At 67.0% G+C, this 18,730-nt stretch carries 17 protein-coding genes and 1 pseudogene; 14 read left to right on the top strand and 4 right to left on the bottom strand.

Translation table 11 applies throughout. From position 1 onward, the window contains the following. Positions 1–189 precede the first annotated feature (189 nt). From gspC to F817_RS0111380, 14 genes are all read left to right on the top strand, one after another. Complete coding sequence (gene gspC / locus F817_RS0111445; protein ID WP_024327779.1) at positions 190–1,074, top strand: type II secretion system protein GspC; 885 nt, start codon at positions 190–192, stop codon at positions 1,072–1,074. Then, on the top strand, positions 1,071–2,990 hold the full coding sequence (gene gspD, locus F817_RS0111440; protein WP_024327778.1) for a type II secretion system secretin GspD: 1,920 nt from the start codon (positions 1,071–1,073) through the stop codon (positions 2,988–2,990). Before gspC ends, gspD begins: the two co-directional genes overlap by 4 nt. Beyond that, positions 2,991–4,547 (top strand): type II secretion system ATPase GspE, encoded by a 1,557-nt coding sequence (gene gspE, locus F817_RS0111435; protein ID WP_024327777.1) that lies wholly within the window; start codon positions 2,991–2,993, stop codon positions 4,545–4,547. 4 nt (positions 4,548–4,551) lie between these two features. After that, positions 4,552–5,781, top strand: a complete 1,230-nt coding sequence (gene gspF / locus F817_RS0111430; protein WP_024327776.1) for a type II secretion system inner membrane protein GspF — start codon at positions 4,552–4,554, stop codon at positions 5,779–5,781. A gap of 2 nt (positions 5,782–5,783) precedes the next feature. Continuing rightward, positions 5,784–6,254 carry a type II secretion system major pseudopilin GspG gene (gspG, locus tag F817_RS0111425; RefSeq protein ID WP_018650543.1) on the top strand — a complete coding sequence of 157 codons (471 nt, stop codon included), beginning with the start codon at positions 5,784–5,786 and terminating at the stop codon, positions 6,252–6,254. Positions 6,255–6,262: 8 nt separating this feature from the next. Then, positions 6,263–6,835: a Tfp pilus assembly protein FimT/FimU gene (locus F817_RS0111420; protein WP_024327775.1), complete on the top strand. Its 573-nt coding sequence runs from the start codon at positions 6,263–6,265 to the stop codon at positions 6,833–6,835. A 2-nt stretch (positions 6,836–6,837) separates the two neighbouring features. Then, positions 6,838–7,230: a type II secretion system minor pseudopilin GspI gene (gspI, locus tag F817_RS0111415; protein WP_024327774.1), complete on the top strand. Its 393-nt coding sequence runs from the start codon at positions 6,838–6,840 to the stop codon at positions 7,228–7,230. Then, positions 7,217–7,903 carry a type II secretion system minor pseudopilin GspJ gene (gene gspJ, locus F817_RS0111410; RefSeq protein ID WP_024327773.1) on the top strand — a complete coding sequence of 229 codons (687 nt, stop codon included), beginning with the start codon at positions 7,217–7,219 and terminating at the stop codon, positions 7,901–7,903. The genes gspI and gspJ overlap by 14 nt, the downstream gene beginning before the upstream one ends. Then, positions 7,900–8,700 carry a general secretion pathway protein GspK gene (locus tag F817_RS0111405; RefSeq protein WP_024327772.1) on the top strand — a complete coding sequence of 267 codons (801 nt, stop codon included), beginning with the start codon at positions 7,900–7,902 and terminating at the stop codon, positions 8,698–8,700. The genes gspJ and F817_RS0111405 overlap by 4 nt, the downstream gene beginning before the upstream one ends. A gap of 48 nt (positions 8,701–8,748) precedes the next feature. Further along, on the top strand, positions 8,749–10,044 hold the full coding sequence (gene gspL / locus F817_RS0111400; protein WP_024327771.1) for a type II secretion system protein GspL: 1,296 nt from the start codon (positions 8,749–8,751) through the stop codon (positions 10,042–10,044). Further along, the gene (gene gspM, locus F817_RS0111395) at positions 10,041–10,535 is read left to right on the top strand and encodes a type II secretion system protein GspM (RefSeq protein ID WP_024327770.1); all 495 of its coding nucleotides are present in this window, start codon (positions 10,041–10,043) and stop codon (positions 10,533–10,535) included. The genes gspL and gspM overlap by 4 nt, the downstream gene beginning before the upstream one ends. A gap of 1 nt (position 10,536) precedes the next feature. Next, the gene (gene gspN / locus F817_RS0111390; protein WP_024327769.1) at positions 10,537–11,355 is read left to right on the top strand and encodes a type II secretion system protein N; all 819 of its coding nucleotides are present in this window, start codon (positions 10,537–10,539) and stop codon (positions 11,353–11,355) included. Then, a complete protein-coding gene (locus tag F817_RS0111385) occupies positions 11,352–12,047 on the top strand; it encodes an outer membrane protein assembly factor BamD (RefSeq protein ID WP_024327768.1) in 696 nt (231 codons plus the stop codon). The genes gspN and F817_RS0111385 overlap by 4 nt, the downstream gene beginning before the upstream one ends. A 703-nt stretch (positions 12,048–12,750) precedes the next feature. Beyond that, positions 12,751–15,090, top strand: a complete 2,340-nt coding sequence (locus F817_RS0111380; protein WP_024327767.1) for a S8 family serine peptidase — start codon at positions 12,751–12,753, stop codon at positions 15,088–15,090. A 161-nt stretch (positions 15,091–15,251) separates the two neighbouring features. Here F817_RS0111380 and F817_RS0111375 read toward each other — a convergent pair whose 3' ends face one another. The 4 genes and pseudogenes from F817_RS0111375 to hemH form a co-directional block, all read right to left on the bottom strand. After that, positions 15,252–16,247 (bottom strand): DUF4382 domain-containing protein, encoded by a 996-nt coding sequence (locus F817_RS0111375; RefSeq protein ID WP_024327766.1) that lies wholly within the window; start codon positions 16,245–16,247, stop codon positions 15,252–15,254. Positions 16,248–16,462: 215 nt separating this feature from the next. Next, positions 16,463–16,723, bottom strand: a pseudogene (locus tag F817_RS14345) (2OG-Fe(II) oxygenase); the annotation flags it as partial. Between the two features lie 117 nt (positions 16,724–16,840). Next, entirely contained in the window at positions 16,841–17,599 is a 759-nt protein-coding gene (locus tag F817_RS0111365; RefSeq protein WP_024327765.1) for a molybdopterin-binding protein, read from the bottom strand. A gap of 22 nt (positions 17,600–17,621) precedes the next feature. Next, on the bottom strand, positions 17,622–18,716 hold the full coding sequence (gene hemH, locus F817_RS0111360; protein ID WP_024327764.1) for a ferrochelatase: 1,095 nt from the start codon (positions 18,714–18,716) through the stop codon (positions 17,622–17,624). Positions 18,717–18,730 lie beyond the last annotated feature (14 nt).

Raw genomic sequence — 18,730 nt, 5'->3', positions numbered from 1 at the left:
ATGGCCCGGGACTCGACCCCGCGTGGCGAAAGCGTCATGCTGAGCAACGCAGGATCGGGGAACCTGGGTACCGGCGCGCGCGGACTTTAATCCGTGTCTTTCCAGGGCGCCTTGCGAGGCGCGATCCGATCCGACCCAGCGAGAACCGCCGGGCCCAGACACTCGAATAACCCGCGAACGCCGTTGACGATGCCACCTTCGCCCCGACTTGTGCCATTCCCCCTTCCCTGGATGCTCAGTGCCGGGCTGCTGGCGGCTACGGCATGGCTGATCGCCGGTCTGGTCTGGTCGATCGCCGTTCCGGGGTACACCTACCCGTCGGTCACCACGGACCACGCGGAACAGACAACCACCAGTCGTACCGACCGGTCGCCCGAAGCCGTTGCCCCGCCTCGGTCCGGCTTTACCCGAAGCGCCGAGCTCTCCCCCTTCGGCAGCCTCAGGCAAACCGCCCCACAGGCCATCGAGAACGCGCCGGAGACCCGCCTGAGTCTGGAGCTGCTCGGCATCCTGGCGACCGGACAGGGCAACGGCAGCGCGATCATTTCCGCAGGGCGGGCCAATGTCGAGCTCTACCATGTGGGCGATACCATCGGGAACCAGCTGGCGACGCTGCACCAGGTACACGCGGACCGGGTCATCCTGGAGCGCGAAGGCCGGCTGGAGACCCTACGGCTCCCGCGGGGCGACGAACTGCGAGTCGATAGCGGCCGCTCCGATACCGATCAGCGCTCGTCACAAACCGCCGGTTCCCCCGCGCCGATCACGGCTAACATCAGCCGATCCCGCTGGCTCGACGACCCGCAGCGCGCCATGAATTCGCTGCGCGCCCAGCCCGTACTGCGGGATGGCGCGCTGCTGGGGATTCGAGTCACCCCGACGCGCAACCAGCGCGAGTTCGAGCGCGCCGGTCTTCAGGAAGGCGACATCATCACCTCGGTCCAGGGGCAGCAGGTCCGCGACATTGACGACCCCGAACAGATCCTCGCTGGACTCGGCGACTCCGACCGGGTGAACATCACCATAGAACGCGACGGGCAGACCCTGCCGCTGACCATCGAGTTAACCGAATGAGCCTCCGACTCCGCCTTATTGCCCTCGCACTGTCCCTGTTCTGCGCAGCGGGGTCCGTCGCGGCGGACGAGCTGACGCTCAATCTGCGCGACACCAGTATCAGCAACCTGATCGATCTTGTGTCCGAGGAAACCGGGACCAATTTCATCGTGGACCCACGGGTGCGCGGCAACATCACGGTCGTTTCCAGCCGCCCCGTGCCTCGGGACGAACTGATGGATCTGTTCCACGACATCCTCAAGATCCACGGATTCGCGGCCATTCCGGGCGAATCGTCCACCCGCATCGTGCCCGACGCGCAGGCGAAGCAGGATGCCCCCACGGTCCTCGATATCGAGACAGAACCGGACGCCGATGTGCGTGGCGGAAGCATCGTCACCCACGTGATGGCGTTGCGACACGTTTCTGCCGCCCAGCTCGTTCCCGTCCTGCGTCCGCTGATCCCGCAAGGGGGGCATCTCGCGGCGGCCACCGAGCCCAATACGCTCCTGATCTCGGATACGCGCAGCAACGTGCATCGCATCCGCGCCCTCGTCGAACGCATGGACCGGCCATTCGCGGACGATTTCGAGGTCATTGAGCTCCGTCACGCCCGCGCCGGGGAACTCGCCGAGCAGCTGCAGGTTCTGGCCCGGGAGGGCACGGGAGAGCTCGCCACACCCCAGGTCCTGGCGGATCGCCGCAGCAACGCCATCATCCTCTCCGGGCGCGAGGAGTCTCGCTTGCGCCTGCGCGGGCTCATCGCCCAGCTTGACCGGGAGATGGAAGAAGGGAACGCACGCGTGCACTACCTGAAGTATGCGCGGGCCGAGGAGGTTGCCGAACTGCTGCGCAACATCGCCGAGAAAAGCCCGGATATCGACGCCGATGGACGAGGTGGAAACGGGATCCATATCGAGGCACACGAGTCCACCAACGCGGTGGTGACCTACGGCCCCTCCGACTTCATCCGCGACTTCGACATCATCGTGGATCAGCTCGATATCCGCCGGGCGCAGGTCCTGGTCGAAGCCGTCATCGCGGAGGTCTCGTCGGATCGCGTGCAGGACCTCGGCGTGCAGTGGGGCGCCATCGGAAATAGCGGGGCCGGGGTCCTCAACTTTTCCGGCCCCGGGTCACGCGGGATCCTCGAACTCGCCGCGGGCGTGGAAGGGTTCCTGGACGGGAGCGTGTCGTCTCCCCCGGACATCGGGGACGGCCTGACCGCCGGGGGCGTGGGGTCGACCGGAAGCACGCGGATCGCGGCACTGGTCAACATGCTGCAACGCGACACCTCCAGCAACATCCTGTCCACCCCCAGTCTTCTGACGCTGGACAACGAGGAAGCCGAGATCGTAGTGGGCCAGAACGTGCCGTTCATCGTCGGGCGCTCGATCGAGGATTCGGGCCAGGCCTTCGACACGATTCGTCGCGAGGATGTCGGGGTGAAGCTTCGCGTGCGGCCGCAGATCAACCAGGGCAATGCCGTACGCCTTGAGATCGAACAGGAGGTGTCGCAGCTGGCACCGGGTACCTCCGACGCTGCCGACCTCATTACCAACACCCGGACCCTGAAGACCCACGTCCTGATCGATGACGGCGACATGCTGGTACTCGGCGGGCTGATTGAAGAACAGCAAACGGACAGCGAAGCGCGTGTCCCCGGACTGGGCAGCATCCCCGGGCTCGGACGGCTCTTCCGGGCGGATCGCAACCAGACCGAGAAACGGAACCTGATGGTGTTCCTGCACCCGCGCATCGTCCGGGACAGCGCCCGCGGCGCCGAGCTGACCAGCGAGAAGTACAGCTTCATCCGCGGCGAGCAGCTGCGCGAGCAGGCGCGCACCCAGCAGCGCAGAAGCCCCGTCCTGCCGGAATGGGATCGCCTGACCCAGCTCCCGCCCAGCTTCGAGGATGTCCATGGCAAGCGTGACTGATTGGCCGGGGGCAACCCGGTCATGAGCGGGGGGGCGATCCGGGAACACGTGTCGGACGAACCGAATGCGACCGGGACGCCGGTGGCCGGTACGTTCGCGGTGAGCTATTCCTTCGCCCGCCGGGTCGGCGCCGTGCCCGGCGATCTGATCGAGGGCCAACGCCAGGTCTTTCTGCGCCACGACGCCGATCCGCAAGGGCTCCTGGAACTTCGCCGCCGCAGCCCCGATCCCCTCGCGCTGCAGACCGTCGATGACAAGACCTTCGAACAGCGGCTGCGCGAGCGCTACGAGTCGTCCAGCTCGCGCGCGATGGAATCGATGGAGGGGCTTGATGACAATCTCGATCTGTCCAGCGTGGCGGAGTCCCTCGCCGAACCGCAGGACCTCCTGGAAGCCGAAGACGATGCCCCGATTATCCGACTCATCAATGCGCTGCTGACGGAGGCGGTACGGGAAAACGCGTCGGACATCCACATCGAGCCCTTCGAGAGCCGGCTGGCTGTCCGCCTGCGCGTGGACGGCGTCTTGCGCGAGATCCTCACCCCGCCTGCGGGTCTGGCCCCACTCATCGTCTCGCGCATCAAGGTAATGGCGCGGCTGGACATCGCGGAAAAGCGACTGCCGCAGGATGGACGCATCTCGCTCAAGGTCGCCGGCCGCGCCGTGGACGTGCGCGTCTCCACTCTGCCCTCGGGTCACGGGGAACGCGTGGTCATGCGACTGCTGGACAAACAGGCCGGCCGCCTCGACCTGACCCACCTGGGCATGGATGCGGATACCCATGCCGCCCTGGAACGCATCGTGACCCGGCCGCACGGCATCGTGCTGGTCACCGGCCCGACCGGCTCGGGCAAGACCACCACACTGTACGCGGCGCTGACGCGGCTGAACGACCGCAGCCGCAACATCCTCACGGTCGAAGACCCGATCGAGTACTACCTCGACGGGATCGGCCAGACCCAGATCAACAGCCGTATCGACATGACCTTTGCGCGCGGGCTGCGCGCCATCCTGCGCCAGGACCCGGATGTCGTGATGGTCGGCGAGATCCGCGATGTCGATACCGTCCAGATCGCGGTGCAGGCGAGCCTGACCGGGCATCTGGTGTTTTCCACCCTGCACACCAACTCCGCGATCGGGGCCATCACGCGCCTGCGCGACATGGGCGTGGAGCCCTTCCTGCTCTCCTCGACCCTGAACGGGATTCTCGCCCAGCGGCTGGTACGGGTCCTTTGCAAGGACTGCCGCGAACCCCACCCGGCATCGCCACGGGAATGCGAACTGCTGGGGGTAGCCGACACGGAGCCTCCCACCCTCTACCGTGCACACGGCTGCCCGAGCTGCAACGAACTCGGCTATCGCGGCCGGACCGGCATCTATGAGCTGGTGGAGGTGAACGAACGCCTGCGCACACTGATTCATGACAACGCCAGCGAACAGGCCATGGTCCGGGCCGCGCGCGAGAACAGCGTGAGTCTCCGCGCCGATGCCTGCCGGCGGGTTCTCGACGGCACGACCAGCCTCGAGGAAATGCTGCGCGTCACCGAGGAGGGCTAGGACCGTGCCCGCCTTCGAATACCAGGCGCTCGACGCAGCCGGCCGAACCCGCAAGGGCGTAACCGAGGGGGATACCGCCCGCAGCGTCCGGTCCCAGTTGCGCAGCGAAGGCCTGACCCCGCTGGATCTGCTCGAGATCGGCGAATCCTCGGCCGCCACCCGGGGCAGCCGGACCCACTCCCGACGCGGTGGTGCAGGCGGCATCGGGGCACTCGACCTCGCACTCGCAACACGCCAGATGGCCACGCTTGCACGCGCAGGGCTGCCGGTGGAGGAATGGCTGACGACCGTCGCACGCCAGTCCGAGAAACAGAAGGTACGCAACATCCTGAGTGCCGTGCGTACCCGGGTCATGGAGGGACACTCGCTGGCCCAGGCGCTGGGCGCGTTCCCGCGCGTATTCCCCGAGATTTACCGCAGCACTGTCTCGGCCGGGGAGGCCTCCGGGCACCTGCACCTGGTACTGGAGCGCCTGGCCGACTACCTCGAGAATCGCCACGCGTTGCGGCAAAAGGTCATGCTCGCACTGATCTATCCGGTCATCCTGACCCTTGTGGCGCTGGGCGTAACCGTGGGCCTGGTCGTCTATGTCGTACCCGAAGTGGTCCAGGTCTTCGAGGGCCTGGACCAGCAGTTGCCCACACTGACCCGCATGCTGATCAGCACCAGTGATCTCTTGCGAACCTATGGCCTGTACGCGCTGATCGCTTTGGGCATGCTCGTGGCGCTGATGGTCCACTGGCTGCGCAAACCCGGGCCGCGCATGCGCTTCGACCGGCTGGTACTGCGCCTTCCGCTCGTGGGGCGCCTGGTCCGGGGGCTCAACACGGCCCGGTTTGCACGCACCCTCAGCATCCTGTCCGCCAGCGGGGTGTCCCTCCTGGATGCGCTCCGAACCGGGGCCGAGGTCATTGGAAACCGCCCCATGCGCGCCGCGGTGGAGGATGCCTCGCTGCGAATCCGCGAGGGCCGCAGCATTGGTCAGGCCCTGGAAGAGACGGGATACTTCCCGCCGATCACCGTACACTTGATCCGTAGCGGAGAGTCCAGCGGGCGGCTCACCGAGATGCTGGAACGGGCCGCCGAGACCCAGGAACAGGAGGTCGAATCCCGTATCAGCGTCAGCATGGGACTGTTCGAACCCTTGCTGATCCTGACCATGGGCGGCATCGTCCTGACCATCGTCCTCGCCATCCTGCTCCCGATCTTCGAACTCAACCAGCTGGTGAATTGAACATGCAAGAACCGCGCTCTGCCTGCCTTGCGCGTACCGGATTCCGCGGTACCCGGGGCTTCACCCTGATCGAGATCATGGTGGTGGTGGTCATCCTCGGCATCCTCGCGGCCATCGTGGTCCCTCGCGTAATGGACCGCCCGGACGACGCCCGAATCACCAAGGTCAAGCAGGATATCCGCACGATTGAGAGCGCCCTGAATCTCTACCGTCTGGATAATTTCCGGTACCCGACCACCGACCAGGGACTGGATGCGCTGGTGGAGCGACCGCGCAGCGGGCCGGAAGCCCCCCAGTACCGCGAGGGCGGCTACATGGACCGCCTGCCGAGCGACCCCTGGGGCAATCCGTATCAATACCTGAACCCCGGACGACATGGCGACTTCGACGTCTTCAGCTACGGCGCCAACGGACGCCGCGGTGGCGAGGGGATCGAGGGCGAGATCGGCAACTGGAACATGGACGAATTCTGAGGACGCCAATGGCGACCCGCCGCGCACGCCCCACCGGCTTTACCCTGATCGAACTCCTGGTCGTGATGTTCGTGATCGGCGTGGTGGCCAGCATCGGCGTGTTGTCCATGAGCCAGCTGGGCAGCCGAAGCCTCGAACAGACCGCTCGCCAGCTGGCGGGCCAGATCGAACTCGCCCGGGAACACACCCTGTTGACCGGCCAGGCGCTGTCCATCGGCATTGGTACCGAGGGGCTGGTCATCCTGGAGCGCCAGTGGATCGACGATGCCCAGGTCACCTGGACACCGATCGAGCGGGGGCCGCTGGGTCCGCGGGACTTTCGGCAACACGGGCTGCAACCACGGCTTTACGTGGACGGGCGGCGAAGCAGCCTCCGCGAAGGGCCGGAACACAACCGCATCGCCATCAGCAGCAGCGGCGACATCGAACCCTTTGAACTGGTGCTGGAACACCCCGACGGGCAAAGCGGTCTCGTGCTCCGGGCCGAACGGGGTCAACCCATCCAGGCCTTCGAACATCCGCCACCGGTAGGCGGCGAGCCCCGCCACCTGCTGATGGCCCGTCCGGCACAGCCCAACTAGCCATGCTGGCACGCGGCGCACGGCGCGGATTCACGCTCCTCGAGGTGCTGATTGCCCTGGTGGTGCTCGGCGTCGCCCTCGGGGCCCTCATCAAGGCGGGCAGCGAACACGCGCGCAATACCGCCTACCTGCAGGAACGCACGCTGGCCGGATGGGTGGCCAGCAACCTGCTCGCCGACTACGAGGCCGGGCTGCGGCGAGTCGATGTCGGCACCCAGCGCATCCAGTCCACACTCGCGGACCGCGAATGGGAGGCCCGCATCGAGATCACCGATACGATCATCGACGCCCCGCTGGAGCTGCCGGCGGTTCGCCGTATCGAGGTCCGGGTGTGGCCGCTCGATGGCGACCCCGACCATCCTCTCGTCCAGACGACCGGCTATGCATTGCCCTGACGTGCCGGCACATCGGTCATGCTCTTTCGGCGCCTCGCGCGGTTTTACCCTGCTGGAGCTGCTGGTAGCCGTGGCCGTATTCGCCACCGTTGGCGTGCTGGCCATCGGCGGACTACGTGCAGTGCTGATGGCGGACCATGCCACGCAGGCCCAGAGCCAGCGCCTGGCGGAGCTTCAGGTCACACTGGCGGTGCTGGAACGCGACCTGCGCCACAGCATCGAGCTGCACCCCCGCGACGGCTACGGCGATCGCCTCCCCGCCCTGCGTTACAGCCCGGTCACGGACCCGCGACAACTGGAACTGGTACGCGCGGGAAGCGGGGAACACGGCCGCCTGGCGCGGGTCGCCTGGAGAGTCAGTGAGCGGGGGCTGGAGCGGGTTACCTGGCCGGTGCTGGACGGCGCCCTGCCGGAATCCGAGCAGGTGCGCCTGTTTCTGGGCCGGGATGCACACGCCGGGCGAGCGTCCACGGCGAACGGCCGGATGGCGCGGGACACGGGCGATGAACTGGAGATCCGCTTCGACTTTGTCGATGGCGACACCCAGGAGGTCACGGACAGCTGGCCGCCGCTGGATGGCGGCGACCGCCGACCGGCGCAGGTGATCGTCCGCCTGGTCGTGCCGGGGCTCGGCCCCGTCGAGCGCCGCATTGCCCTGCCGGGGGTCCAGTGAGGGGGAGAAATTCAGGTGCCGCGCTGATCACCGCCCTGCTGGTGGTCGCGATCGCCAGCGTAACGGCGGTCACCATGACCATGCGCGACAATCAGCAAGTCTTCCGCGCGGCCACCATCCAGGACCAGGATCGGGCGCGGCACCTGACCCAGGGGGCCGAAACCGTCGCCCTGCACATGCTGGAGAGGCTGCCCAATTACGACGATCTTCCCTGGGAGGGCTGCGCGTCTCCCACATTGCCACTGGAGGTCGAGGGTGTCGGCGTGCGCGCCCGCCTGGAGAACCTTCACTGCCGCTTCAACCTCAACAGCCTCGGGCGCGCCGATGACCCGCCCCTTGAGGCCTTCGCCGGCCTGATCGAGCACGCCCTCGCGGCAACCGAGGGTCAGTCGGGTAACGCCCAACGCCTGGCGGTCGCCGTACATGACTGGATGAACCCGGAAACGGACGACCCGGTATACCGCGGTCTGGAACCGCCCCGGCTCAGCGGCAACCGCCCGATGCGCCTCGCGTCGGAGTTGCTTCAGGTACACGGGTTCGATCCGGACCTCTGGCAGGCACTGGCACCCTGGGTCGTGGCACGGCCGGGCACCGACAACGCCATCGACATGGAACGCGCCCCGGACCCCGTCCACGCCGCGGCGCTGGGTCAGGCGACCGAACAGAGCCGCGACATTCGCTATTTCCGTCTGCAACTGGTTGTCCGCATCGCCGGACGGGATTATTTTCACTGCGCGACCCTCGATGGTCCCAACGGGCGTACCATTCTTCGCGAACACGCTCCCTGCGAACCCTGAACAAGAAAACCGGATGCCTGCAGACGCTTTTCCCTTACCGGACCCCGCATGAACTGGTTCCTCTTCCAGCTGCCAGAGCCCGAGATGCTCGGCGCGGACACGCCGCTTCGGCTGCGCTGGCTGCGGCTGCGCAGGAACGGCGCGCTCGCGGATCAGGGCGAGGCGGCACCGGACGAGCTGCGCGCCCTGCTCGCCGCGGACGACCATGCGGTTGCGCTGCTCCCCGGGGAACGCGCGCCTCTCCATCGGGTGTTCGTGCCCGGGAAATCGGGCCGCGTGCGTCGCCGCGCGCTTCCGTTCGCCCTGGAGGACCGTCTCAGCGAGGACCTGGAACAGCTCCGGATCGTTGCCGGCCCTCGCCACGGCACCGACACCCTGGCCGGCGTGGTCGCGCATCGGGACCTGGATCGCTGGCAAGACTGGCTTCGCGAGCACGGCATCCGCGTATCGCACATGATCCCGGATATTGCGCTGCTGCGAAGCCTGGACCCGGGCGATCAGGTCTTCCTGCTCTCGGGAACGCAACGCAGCATCGTGCTCTCGCCCGAGGCCGAACCCCTCGCGATGCCCCGGGAAGTCGCCAGCTGGTGGTTGCAGCAGCGTGCATCCTCCTCCACGCCCCCCGATGACGCCCGCGCCGAGGCGCAGCCGCCTCAGGGCGCCGTTCATGTGGTGGATCCGGCCACCGAATCCGACCCACGCGCCCCCCTCCAGCCCCCACCCGAATGGTCCGGCGACGTCCTCGAACTCCTGCTGGCCGGGGTGCAATCGGGAAGCCTGCCGCCACCCGATCTGCAGCGCGCCGTCCGGGCTGCACTGGCCTTCGACTTCGCATCTTCCGCCGAAAGCCCGACCTCGCTCGGCGCCCTTCCCGCACCATGGCGCGCACCGGCGGCACTGGCGCTCGTGCTGGCCGCCGTCTGGCTTGGGTCCGTGTGGCTGGAGGCCTGGCAGCTCGAGCGGGAATACCGGGCGACCGAACGGGACATCGCGGCCCTGTTCGAGGAAACCCTTCCGCAGGCCCGCATGGTCGACCCCGTGGCCCAGTTCGAGAGCCTGCTGGGACAGGCCGAGCCAGGCGCGTCGACCCCGACCGTACACAACCCCCTCGGCGAAGCCATTGCCAGCATCATGGAGGGCCTCGCCCCGCGCGACCTGACCCTGCAGCGCCTGCGGGGCGACCCGGCTCGCCTTGAACTCGAGCTGGAGGGCAGCGGAATCGCGGAACTGGAACAGTTGCGCGAGTCCCTGCGCGAAGCCATGTCCGCGCGCGTCCGGATCGTCTCGGCCGAAACCGGCGAGCGGGGTGTCCGGGCACGCATGACCATCGAGAAGGAACCATGAAGGCCTACTGGGACGACTTGCGGACGCGCGAGCAACGGATCCTGCTGGCAGGTGGTTTGGTCCTGCTGATCGCGGTGGTGTTTCTGGGCGTTGTCGAGCCCCTGCTGGAAAGCCGCGAACAGTCCCGCGACCGACTCGCCGAGGCGCGCGCGGAGCTCGCCTGGATGCAGGCCAACGCCCCCGAGGTCGCGGCCGCCCGCAGCCGCGAACCGACACAGGACAATCAACGTCCGAACCTTGAAGGCCGCTCGCTAATCGCCCACGTGGATGCCTCCACGCGGGCATTCGGTCTCGGCGAGTACCTGGCACGCGCGCGCCCTGGCGATACCGGCGTGACCCTGCACCTCGAGGGGGCGCCCTACAGCGACCTGATGCGCTGGCTTGGCGAGCTGGAACAAGAAGACGGTGTCGTGCCCGAACGCATCTTGCTGGAACGCATCGCCGAACCGGGGCGCATCAATGCCGAACTCTTTCTGACCCGCGAGTCGTAGCGTGACCGTCGCCCCCGAAAACCGCGCCAATGAACGCCAACGGGGTCGCCCTGCATGGTTCTCGCTGGGGGCATTTTTTGTTCTCGTCCTGCTGCTTGCGCTGATCGTGCGCGCGCCCGCCTCGGTCGCACTGGCGGGTGCCGAGCGATGGTCCGGCTTGCCGGACACGATCACCTGGGAACGGGTGCACGGATCGCTCTGGCAGGGTAGCGTCGAGGGGGTTCAATCACCGGTGGGGCCGATGGGCCGACTGCACTGGGATGTGCGACCCGGCGAGCTTCTGCGCGGGGGGCTGGGCGCCGACATCCACTGGGCCCCGCCCGGCGGCGGCGAACTCCGGGGAGCGCTCCGGCTCGGCCTCGACAGCGTGCAGCTCTCCGGGCTCGAAGGGACCCTGCCCGCGGCCGCCCTGCATCAGTGGGAGACGGGCATCCCCCTGGTTCTGGACGGCCGGTTGCAGACCAGCGGCCTGCACCTCCGGGTCCATCGGGACGGAACGGTGGAACACGCCTCGGGGCGGGTCAACTGGCAGGAAGCGGCCGCGGGCCTCCCCCGCCCCTTGCCCCTGGGCGAGCAACGCGCGACCCTGCGCGAAGAGGACCAGCGCCTGGGGATCGGTCTGGATGCCTCGCCAGATGCCGAACTGGGCATCACCGGCACGATTCGCCTGGACCTGCGTACGGATCCCCCGGGCATGGATGCGCGGGTTTTGCTGGACCCGCGCGCCCACGCCGATGCCGCCATCCAGCGCCTACTCGAAAACAATCTCCGCCGTGACGACCAGGGACGGTATCTATGGACCGCAGGATCAGCCCCGTGACACCCGAACGAAACCCGATAACGCCCCGCCGGTTCCGGCTTGCGCCCCCAACCGCCGCGCTGACCGCCAGCGCACTGTTCGGCCTGATGCTGGCGGGTTGTGCCACCACCCAGCCAAACGGGTCCGAGCCCCCGCCAGAGGATATCCGCTATGCCCTGGAACGCGGGGACTGCCGTGCGGCTTACAGTGCGCTGGATTCTGCCGACGCACCCGCCTCGGTCGACGTCCGCCTGTCGGTCGCCCGGGTATGCCTGCAGCGCGGGGAATTCGCGCGCACCCGCAACCTCACCGATACCATCCGCCAGGAGAACCCGGATCATCCGGATATCGACTACGCCGCGTATCTCGGTGCCCTGGCGCATCTGGGAACGTGGAACCGGGCCACGTCCGCACCGCCGAAACAACGCAGCGAGCAGGGCCGCCAGGTCTTCCTCCAGCTTGCCGCCTTCCTCAACGACTACCCCATGTCGGAGTACGCGGAGTCCATTGCCCCACGCCTGGCCCGCATGCGCGAGAACCTGGCCAGCATCGAACTGGAGATCGCCGACCGATCCGCCGCGGCCGGGCACGCAGACGAGGCTCGCGCACGGATCGAGTACGTGCGCGACTACTATCCGGGTACCACGGCCGCACAAACCGCCGCCGAGAGACTCGAGGCACGTGACGCCGGCGAAGACGATGCCGGGCACTAACCGGCCAGGCGACGAACCCCAACCGCCGGAATGACCCGCCGGGTTTTCCCGAACGCCGGTAACCGGCCCCGCAATCACGCAGAGTTTCCTCCTCCTTCGTTGCGAGGGACGAGAACGAGCCGCCAACCATCGCCATTGCTGCCGTTTGCAGAACCGATATCGCCGGACGACCCGCCACAGCGCGTCGCCACGACAACCCCTACAGCCGCGAGGCCCTGCCTCCCCGGCGGCCATTCTCGCTTCCAGTCTTTACACTTGAACCTGTGCGAATGAATCAGCCCCCGAGAAAACAACGACGAATTGAATCAGTGGCCGCGCGTACAGACCGCATCCGGTCGGAAGGCCACTCTTGATAGACCGCATCGGGCAGGGGTTGACGGCCACACACCGCCCGAACCTGCGATTCTTGATTGGTCGAGGCACGTTCCTTGTCGCGTCTGCGGTCCGCGGGGAATGAGGGACCGATTGTGAGTCGAAATCGCCGATATCCCCGAACATTCTGGTGATCCGGAGGAGCTTTGGAGTGAAGCGGTCATTGCGCCCATCAAATGGCGACGTGCATCGCCATGACCCAGCGCGGTCGATGCGGCAGGTCTTCGCATGGATCGCACTGGCATTGTCTTCGACGCTTCTGGCGGTCGGGTGTGGGGGTGGGGGCGGCGGATCATCCAGTGGGGGTTTCGTCGTATCCGGGAGCATCGAGGTGCAGGCCTTGCACCATGTGGATTCCGATACGAACGACCCGGAAAGCCGGATCTCGAGCAATAACGACCTGGCCAATGCGCAAGCGGTGCGCATGCCCGCCATCATCGGCGGGTTTGTGGCCAGCCCCCTGACCGACAGCCGCTTCGGCTCGGCCGGAGACCCGGATGACATATTCGTGGCCGAGTTCGAGGCCGGCGACCAGGCCTTGCTGGAGTTCCCGGATCCCGCACGGGCCGATCTCGACCTGTACCTGATTGATGAAGACGGGATGCTGGTGGATGCCTCCATCGGGATCGACGGTTTCGAACGCGTCGTCGCACCCGAGGCCGGGCTTTACTATGTCCGGGTATCGGCCTATTCGGGCCAGTCCGCGTACCATTTGCGACTCGACTCGTCGCAGCTGCTGGACCCCGCGCATGCGGCAAGCCTGCGTGTGGCGGATGACTTTGTGCCGGGCGAGATCATCGTGCGCAGCGCGGACGAGATGCGTCCCTTTGCACAGAGAAAGACCCCGGCCGACATGGGCCTGCAGAGGGCCTCCGGGGCGCCGGGACGCGAGCAGCTCTGGCGCATCCCCGAGGGTCATGCGGAGGCAGTCATCAGTACGCTGGGCCTGCATACGCCCTCGATCTCGCCGGCAGTGGCCTGGCGCACCCCGGAACAAGCCGCTCGCCATGACACCCTGCGCGTCATCAAGGCGCTGCGGGGGCAGCCGGATATCGTCTCGGCATCGCCCAACTACCGAATGACTCCCCTGCGGACGACGCCCAACGACCCACACTGGGGAGATCAATGGTTCCACGATGCCATCAACCTGCCGGAAGCCTGGGACATCACCACCGGCCAGGAAGCAGACGAAGAGGTTGTCGTGGCCGTCATCGATACCGGCGTCTACCGCGAGCACGAAGACCTGGACGCGGACCGGCTGTTCCCGACAAAGCGGTTTGTCTGCGATCCGGCAGACAGCACCTGTGATGAAGAACGTTCCTGGCATGGTACGCACGTCACCGGGATCATCGGGGCGGCCACCAACAACGTTCTCGGTGTCGCCGGCATTTCCTGGGGGGTGGACATCCTCCCCGTCTGGACCCTGAACGGGACCGGGACCCTGAACGACACGCTACAGGGAATTCGCTATGCCGCGGGCCTGCCGAACGACTCCGGCACCGTACCCGAGAAGCCGGCCGACATCATCAACCTGAGCCTCGGGGGCGGTGGCTACAGCGCGGAGGCGGATGAACTGTTGCAGGAGGTACGCGAGCTCGGGATCCTGGTGGTCGCATCCTCGGGCAACGACGGAACCAGCACGGTCGGCTACCCCGCGGCCTACGAATCGGTACTGGCAGCGGGCGCCACGGATCGCAACGCCGAACGCGCCTGGTACAGCAACTATGGTTCTCGCCTGGACCTGGTGGCCCCCGGGGGTACCGGTCTCATCCGAGACGGCCGCTCCGAAGACGCCATCCTGAGCACCTTCGGCCCCGGGAAATCGGACTACGCATTCCTCCAGGGCACTTCAATGTCCACAGCGGTCGTTTCCGGCGTCCTTGCGCTGGGCCGCGCGGTGAATCCGGAGCTCTCCCCGGGATTGCTGCTGGAGCTGCTCGAATCGGGCGCGCTCACCAAGGACCTGGGGCCCACGGGTTGGGAACCGGAAACCGGGTGGGGCGAGATCGACGCGCATCAGGCGGTCCAGGAGATCGCGGCCCGGGCCGGCGCGGGAGAGCTGGCACCCCGGATCTCGGCATCCCCACAAAGCCTTAACTTCGGCTTCACCGGAACGAGCCTGAATCTGCGGCTGCGCAACGGAGGCGATGGCTCGTTGCAGATTGAAGACGTCGCTACGTATGCACCATGGGTGACCGTGGAACCGCACGACGTCAACGAAGACGGCCTGGGGCTTTATCGCGTCTACGGACAGCGCGATGCGCTGAGCCCGGGCGACTACGAATCTCGCCTGCGCATCACCGCCGACAGCGGTGACCCGCGCGATATTCCGGTCGGCATCCGGGTCGCCGAGCGCGACCCACAGCGCGATACCGTGGGACGGGTGTATGTACTCCTGCTCGACCGCGACGATCGCGTCGTGGCGCAAACGGCCCTGGAACCCCAGTTCGGGACCTACCGCTATCGCTTCGAAGGGGTGCCCGCCGGGGATTATCGCGTGGTCGCCGGCACCAACATCGCGGGCGATGGCCGGATTTGTGCCAGCGCCGAGGCCTGCGGGGCCTGGCCCCAACATGGAGCCCGCGAGACCTTCCGAGTGGATCGCGACCGTACCGGCCTCGACTTCGGAATCGCCTGGCGGCCGTTCTCGGACGGTGGTTTCCCCCTGTAGCCCCGTTGCCCAGCGCCTGGGGTGAACGGGATCACCGGGACGCGGGGACCGATTCACCTCCACCAACAGAAGGGGGCGCCGAGTGAGAACCCAGCGCCCCTGTGGCTTCCCCCTACTGCAGGGCAGCGGCCGATAAGCCGTGCCCCACTCGGACGCCGATCCTAGCTATCCGGGAAATTCACTTCCGTCGTCTCACCCGCCTCGACTTCGGCGTTGGCCTGATCGACGAACTCGATCGGAGTGGCCTCTTCCGGATCGTCCTCGCCCGCCTCGAAGGTCAGCGCCACCGTGTAATCGCCCGCCTCCAGGAAGCCAGCGGTGTAGCGGTACTCCCAGTCACCGGTCGCCTCCACATGGCGGTAATACACGTTCGCCGTGGTCACCGCATCGTCTTCGTCATCGCGCAGATCGCGCGGCTCGCGATCATGATCCTCGTAGACATAGACCGCGACTCCTGGACAGGCGCGCAACCCCTCTTCGCGCTCTTCGCACCTGTCTCCCGGGACAATAGTCGGATCCACCGTACCGGTTATGCTACCGACGCTGCTGTTGTCGACCAGCCGGAGCGATCGGCGCATGCGATGGAAGCCGTCGCGCGAATCCTCCTTGATAGCCTTGCGCAGGTCGAAGTCCACGGTGAAGGAGACCTGGCCGTCTTCCGGCACCGAAAAACCGCTGCTGAGTTGCAATCCGGCCTGATTACCCCCCGGAATGATCAAGTTATCGCTGTAGCCATCGAACTGGATGTACGAAGTCGTCGCGATATCGCCCTGGGAGCCCGGAAAGCTCGCCTGATCATCATTCTCTTCCAGATGGAAACGAAGCCACGCATAGTCACCCGCCGGAACCTCCTCATTCTCGAACAGGGTCTCGAATGCCTCTCCCTGCAAAGTCAGCAGGTCGATCTCTCGTACGGGCTCCCCTTCTTCACTGACGTCGATCAGGATGCTTTCTCCATCCTCGGGCTTCAGCTCGACATGAGTGAAGCGGACCACGACCCCGAGGGCCGAATCCACCGGGGCATCCGTGACGGCGAGGCTCATCTGTCCGGTGCCACCACTATCCCCGGCGCCGCTACTACCGCCACCGCAAGCGACGAGCCCCGCACTCGCAATCCCCAAACCCACCAAACGAGTCAAATTGCCAATCTTGTGCATCACGGTCTCCCTCTAGCCAGAAACGTCCAGTGCCAGCGTAGCCAGTTAGTTGGCCCCGATGGAGTAAAAAACCGCTGGAGACCAGAGAAACCTGAAACAGGTCACAGGAAGACGCCGGTCGCTTCGCCCGTCCTGAACGATCCCGTCTGCGGGACCATGCATCGAGTGGCATGGATGCCCAACGTTCAGAAGCGGTCGAGGCGGGCATGCGGGTTGGATCGTCCGCGATGGCGCTCCCCGGCACGCCCGATCCGCGCCTGCTCCAGCCGCACCGCGCGCACCTCGTCGCACAGGGCATCGACCGTCTCCGCGGGCAGGAAATCGGGCCGGACGATCAACTGATCGCGCGCCGGGGCATCCAGCCAGCCATCCGGCTCGCGGGCTCAGGGGAATGCAACATCAGACGGCCCCGGCAGGCAGGCCGGATCGATCTCGGTGGGGGATGGCCACTCGGGCGGCGGGAGAGGCAAATTCACGTGCAGGGGGCGCCCATTCGGACCGCCGCTTCGGCACGCAGGCAAGTGCCTGCCGAAGCAATATGCCGGGAACGAGCCCTCCGCAAGCCCCTTTCGGGGCGTCCTTCCCCGGCTCGCTCAGTGCGTCAGGAAGCCGCTGGCGATCAGGTGCTGGCGCAGGGCGGCCTGGGCCTCGGTGACGCGGGCGCGCGGGCCGCGCAGGCCCAGTTCGACCTGCGGGGCCTGGCGGTCCATGCGCGGGAGGCAGGAGATGCGCAGGTCGGGGAACGCGGCCTCCATCGCCTCGAGCACCGGGACGAGTCGGCTCTCGGTGACGTTCTCCAGGCGCAGGGTCTCCTCGACCGACCCGGCCGCCGCATCGCGCCCGGGGAAGCGCTGCTCCAGGATCCAGCGCGCCATCGGCTCGGCCATGGCCGGAAAGCCGGGGACACAGTGGTGGCGCTCGCAGCTGAACCCGGGGATGCCATTGACCGGATTGGGGATCAGGCTGGCACCCTCGGGGAGTTGCGCCATGCGCACGCGATGCGGCCAGGCCTCGGCGCCGAAGCGCTCCTCGAGGATGGCCATGAACTCCGGGTGCGGCACCAGTGGCCGGCCCAGGGCCTCGGTCAGACAGGCGCGGGTCCGGTCGTCCGGGGTGGCGCCGATACCGCCGAAGCTGAACACCTCGGCGCCGCTCGCCACGGTTTCGCGAAAGGTCCGCGTCAGCAACCGGGCGTTGTCGCCGACGATACGGAGCCAGGCGAGCTCCAGGCCCTTTTCCGCCAATGCCTCGGTCAGGTGCGCCTGATGCCGGTCGCGGCGCTTGCCGCTCAGGAGTTCGTCGCCAACGATCACGGCGCCGATCTCGATCTCGCCCGGCTCCCGTTCGGCCATCACGGGTCGTTCCATTGCCGCGTTACTGTTTGGCGCCCAGCGCGAGCGCCCGTTCGCGGGCGGCCGCGCGCGCCTCGGGGGCGTTGTCCGGATCATTGAGCCACGGCGCCAGGTGCTGATGCAGCAGCCCGGCCAGGAAGTCGAGGTGATCCGCGCGGTCGTTCAGCGCCGGGATGTAGTGGAAGCGTTCGCCACCGGCCTCCTGGAAGATCTCGCGGTTCTCGTCGCCGATTTCCTCGATGGTTTCGAGACAATCCGCGGAGAAGCCGGGGCAGATCACGTCCACCGACCGCACGCCCTGCCCCGGCAAGGCCTCCATGGTTTTGTCGGTGTAGGGCTGCAGCCATTCCTCGCGGCCAAACCGCGACTGGAAGGTGACCTGCCACTGATCGTCGTTCAGGCCCAGCGCCTGCGCGAGCTTGTGCCCGGTGGCATGGCACAGGCAGTGGTAGGGGTCGCCCTGCAGCAGGTAGCGCTTGGGGATCCCGTGGAAGGACATCACCAGGCGATCGGCCTGGCCGTGCGCCTTCCAGTGCTCGCGCACGCTATTGGCCAGGGCCTCGATATAGCCGGGCTGGGCGTCGTAGGCGGCGATGAACTGCAGGTCCGGCACCCAGCGCCAGCCCTTGAGCACGTCGGCCACCGCATCGAATGTGGAACCATTCGTGCTTGCCGAGTACTGCGGGTACAGCGGCAGGACGACCACGCGGCGCACGCCCTGGCGACGCAACTCATCCAGCCCGGCGGCGATGGAGGGATTACCGTAGCGCATGCCCAGGGCAACCGGGACATCCTCGTCCGCCTGCTCGGCCAGGCGGCGGCGCACGCCCTCGACCTGGCGCTTCGAGATCGCCAGCAGCGGCGAGCCCTCGTCCGTCCAGACCGTTGCGTATTTCGCCGCCGAGCGCTTGGGCCGAATGTTCAGGATCACGCCGTTCAGGATCAGCCACCAGATCGGGCGCGGGACCTCGACCACGCGCGGATCCCACAGGAATTCCTTCAGGTAGCGGCGCAGGGCGGGCGCGGTGGGCTCGTCCGGCGTACCCAGATTGGTCAGCAAGACGCCGACGCCGCGCGCCTGGCCGTGGCGATAGTCCGCTTCTCCGAAGTACTTCATGGGGCTCCTTGCAG

Source organism: Thioalkalivibrio sp. AKL19, from assembly GCF_000420165.1.
GTDB lineage: Bacteria > Pseudomonadota > Gammaproteobacteria > Ectothiorhodospirales > Ectothiorhodospiraceae > Thioalkalivibrio.
This window is presented reverse-complemented; position numbering and strand designations above follow the sequence as displayed.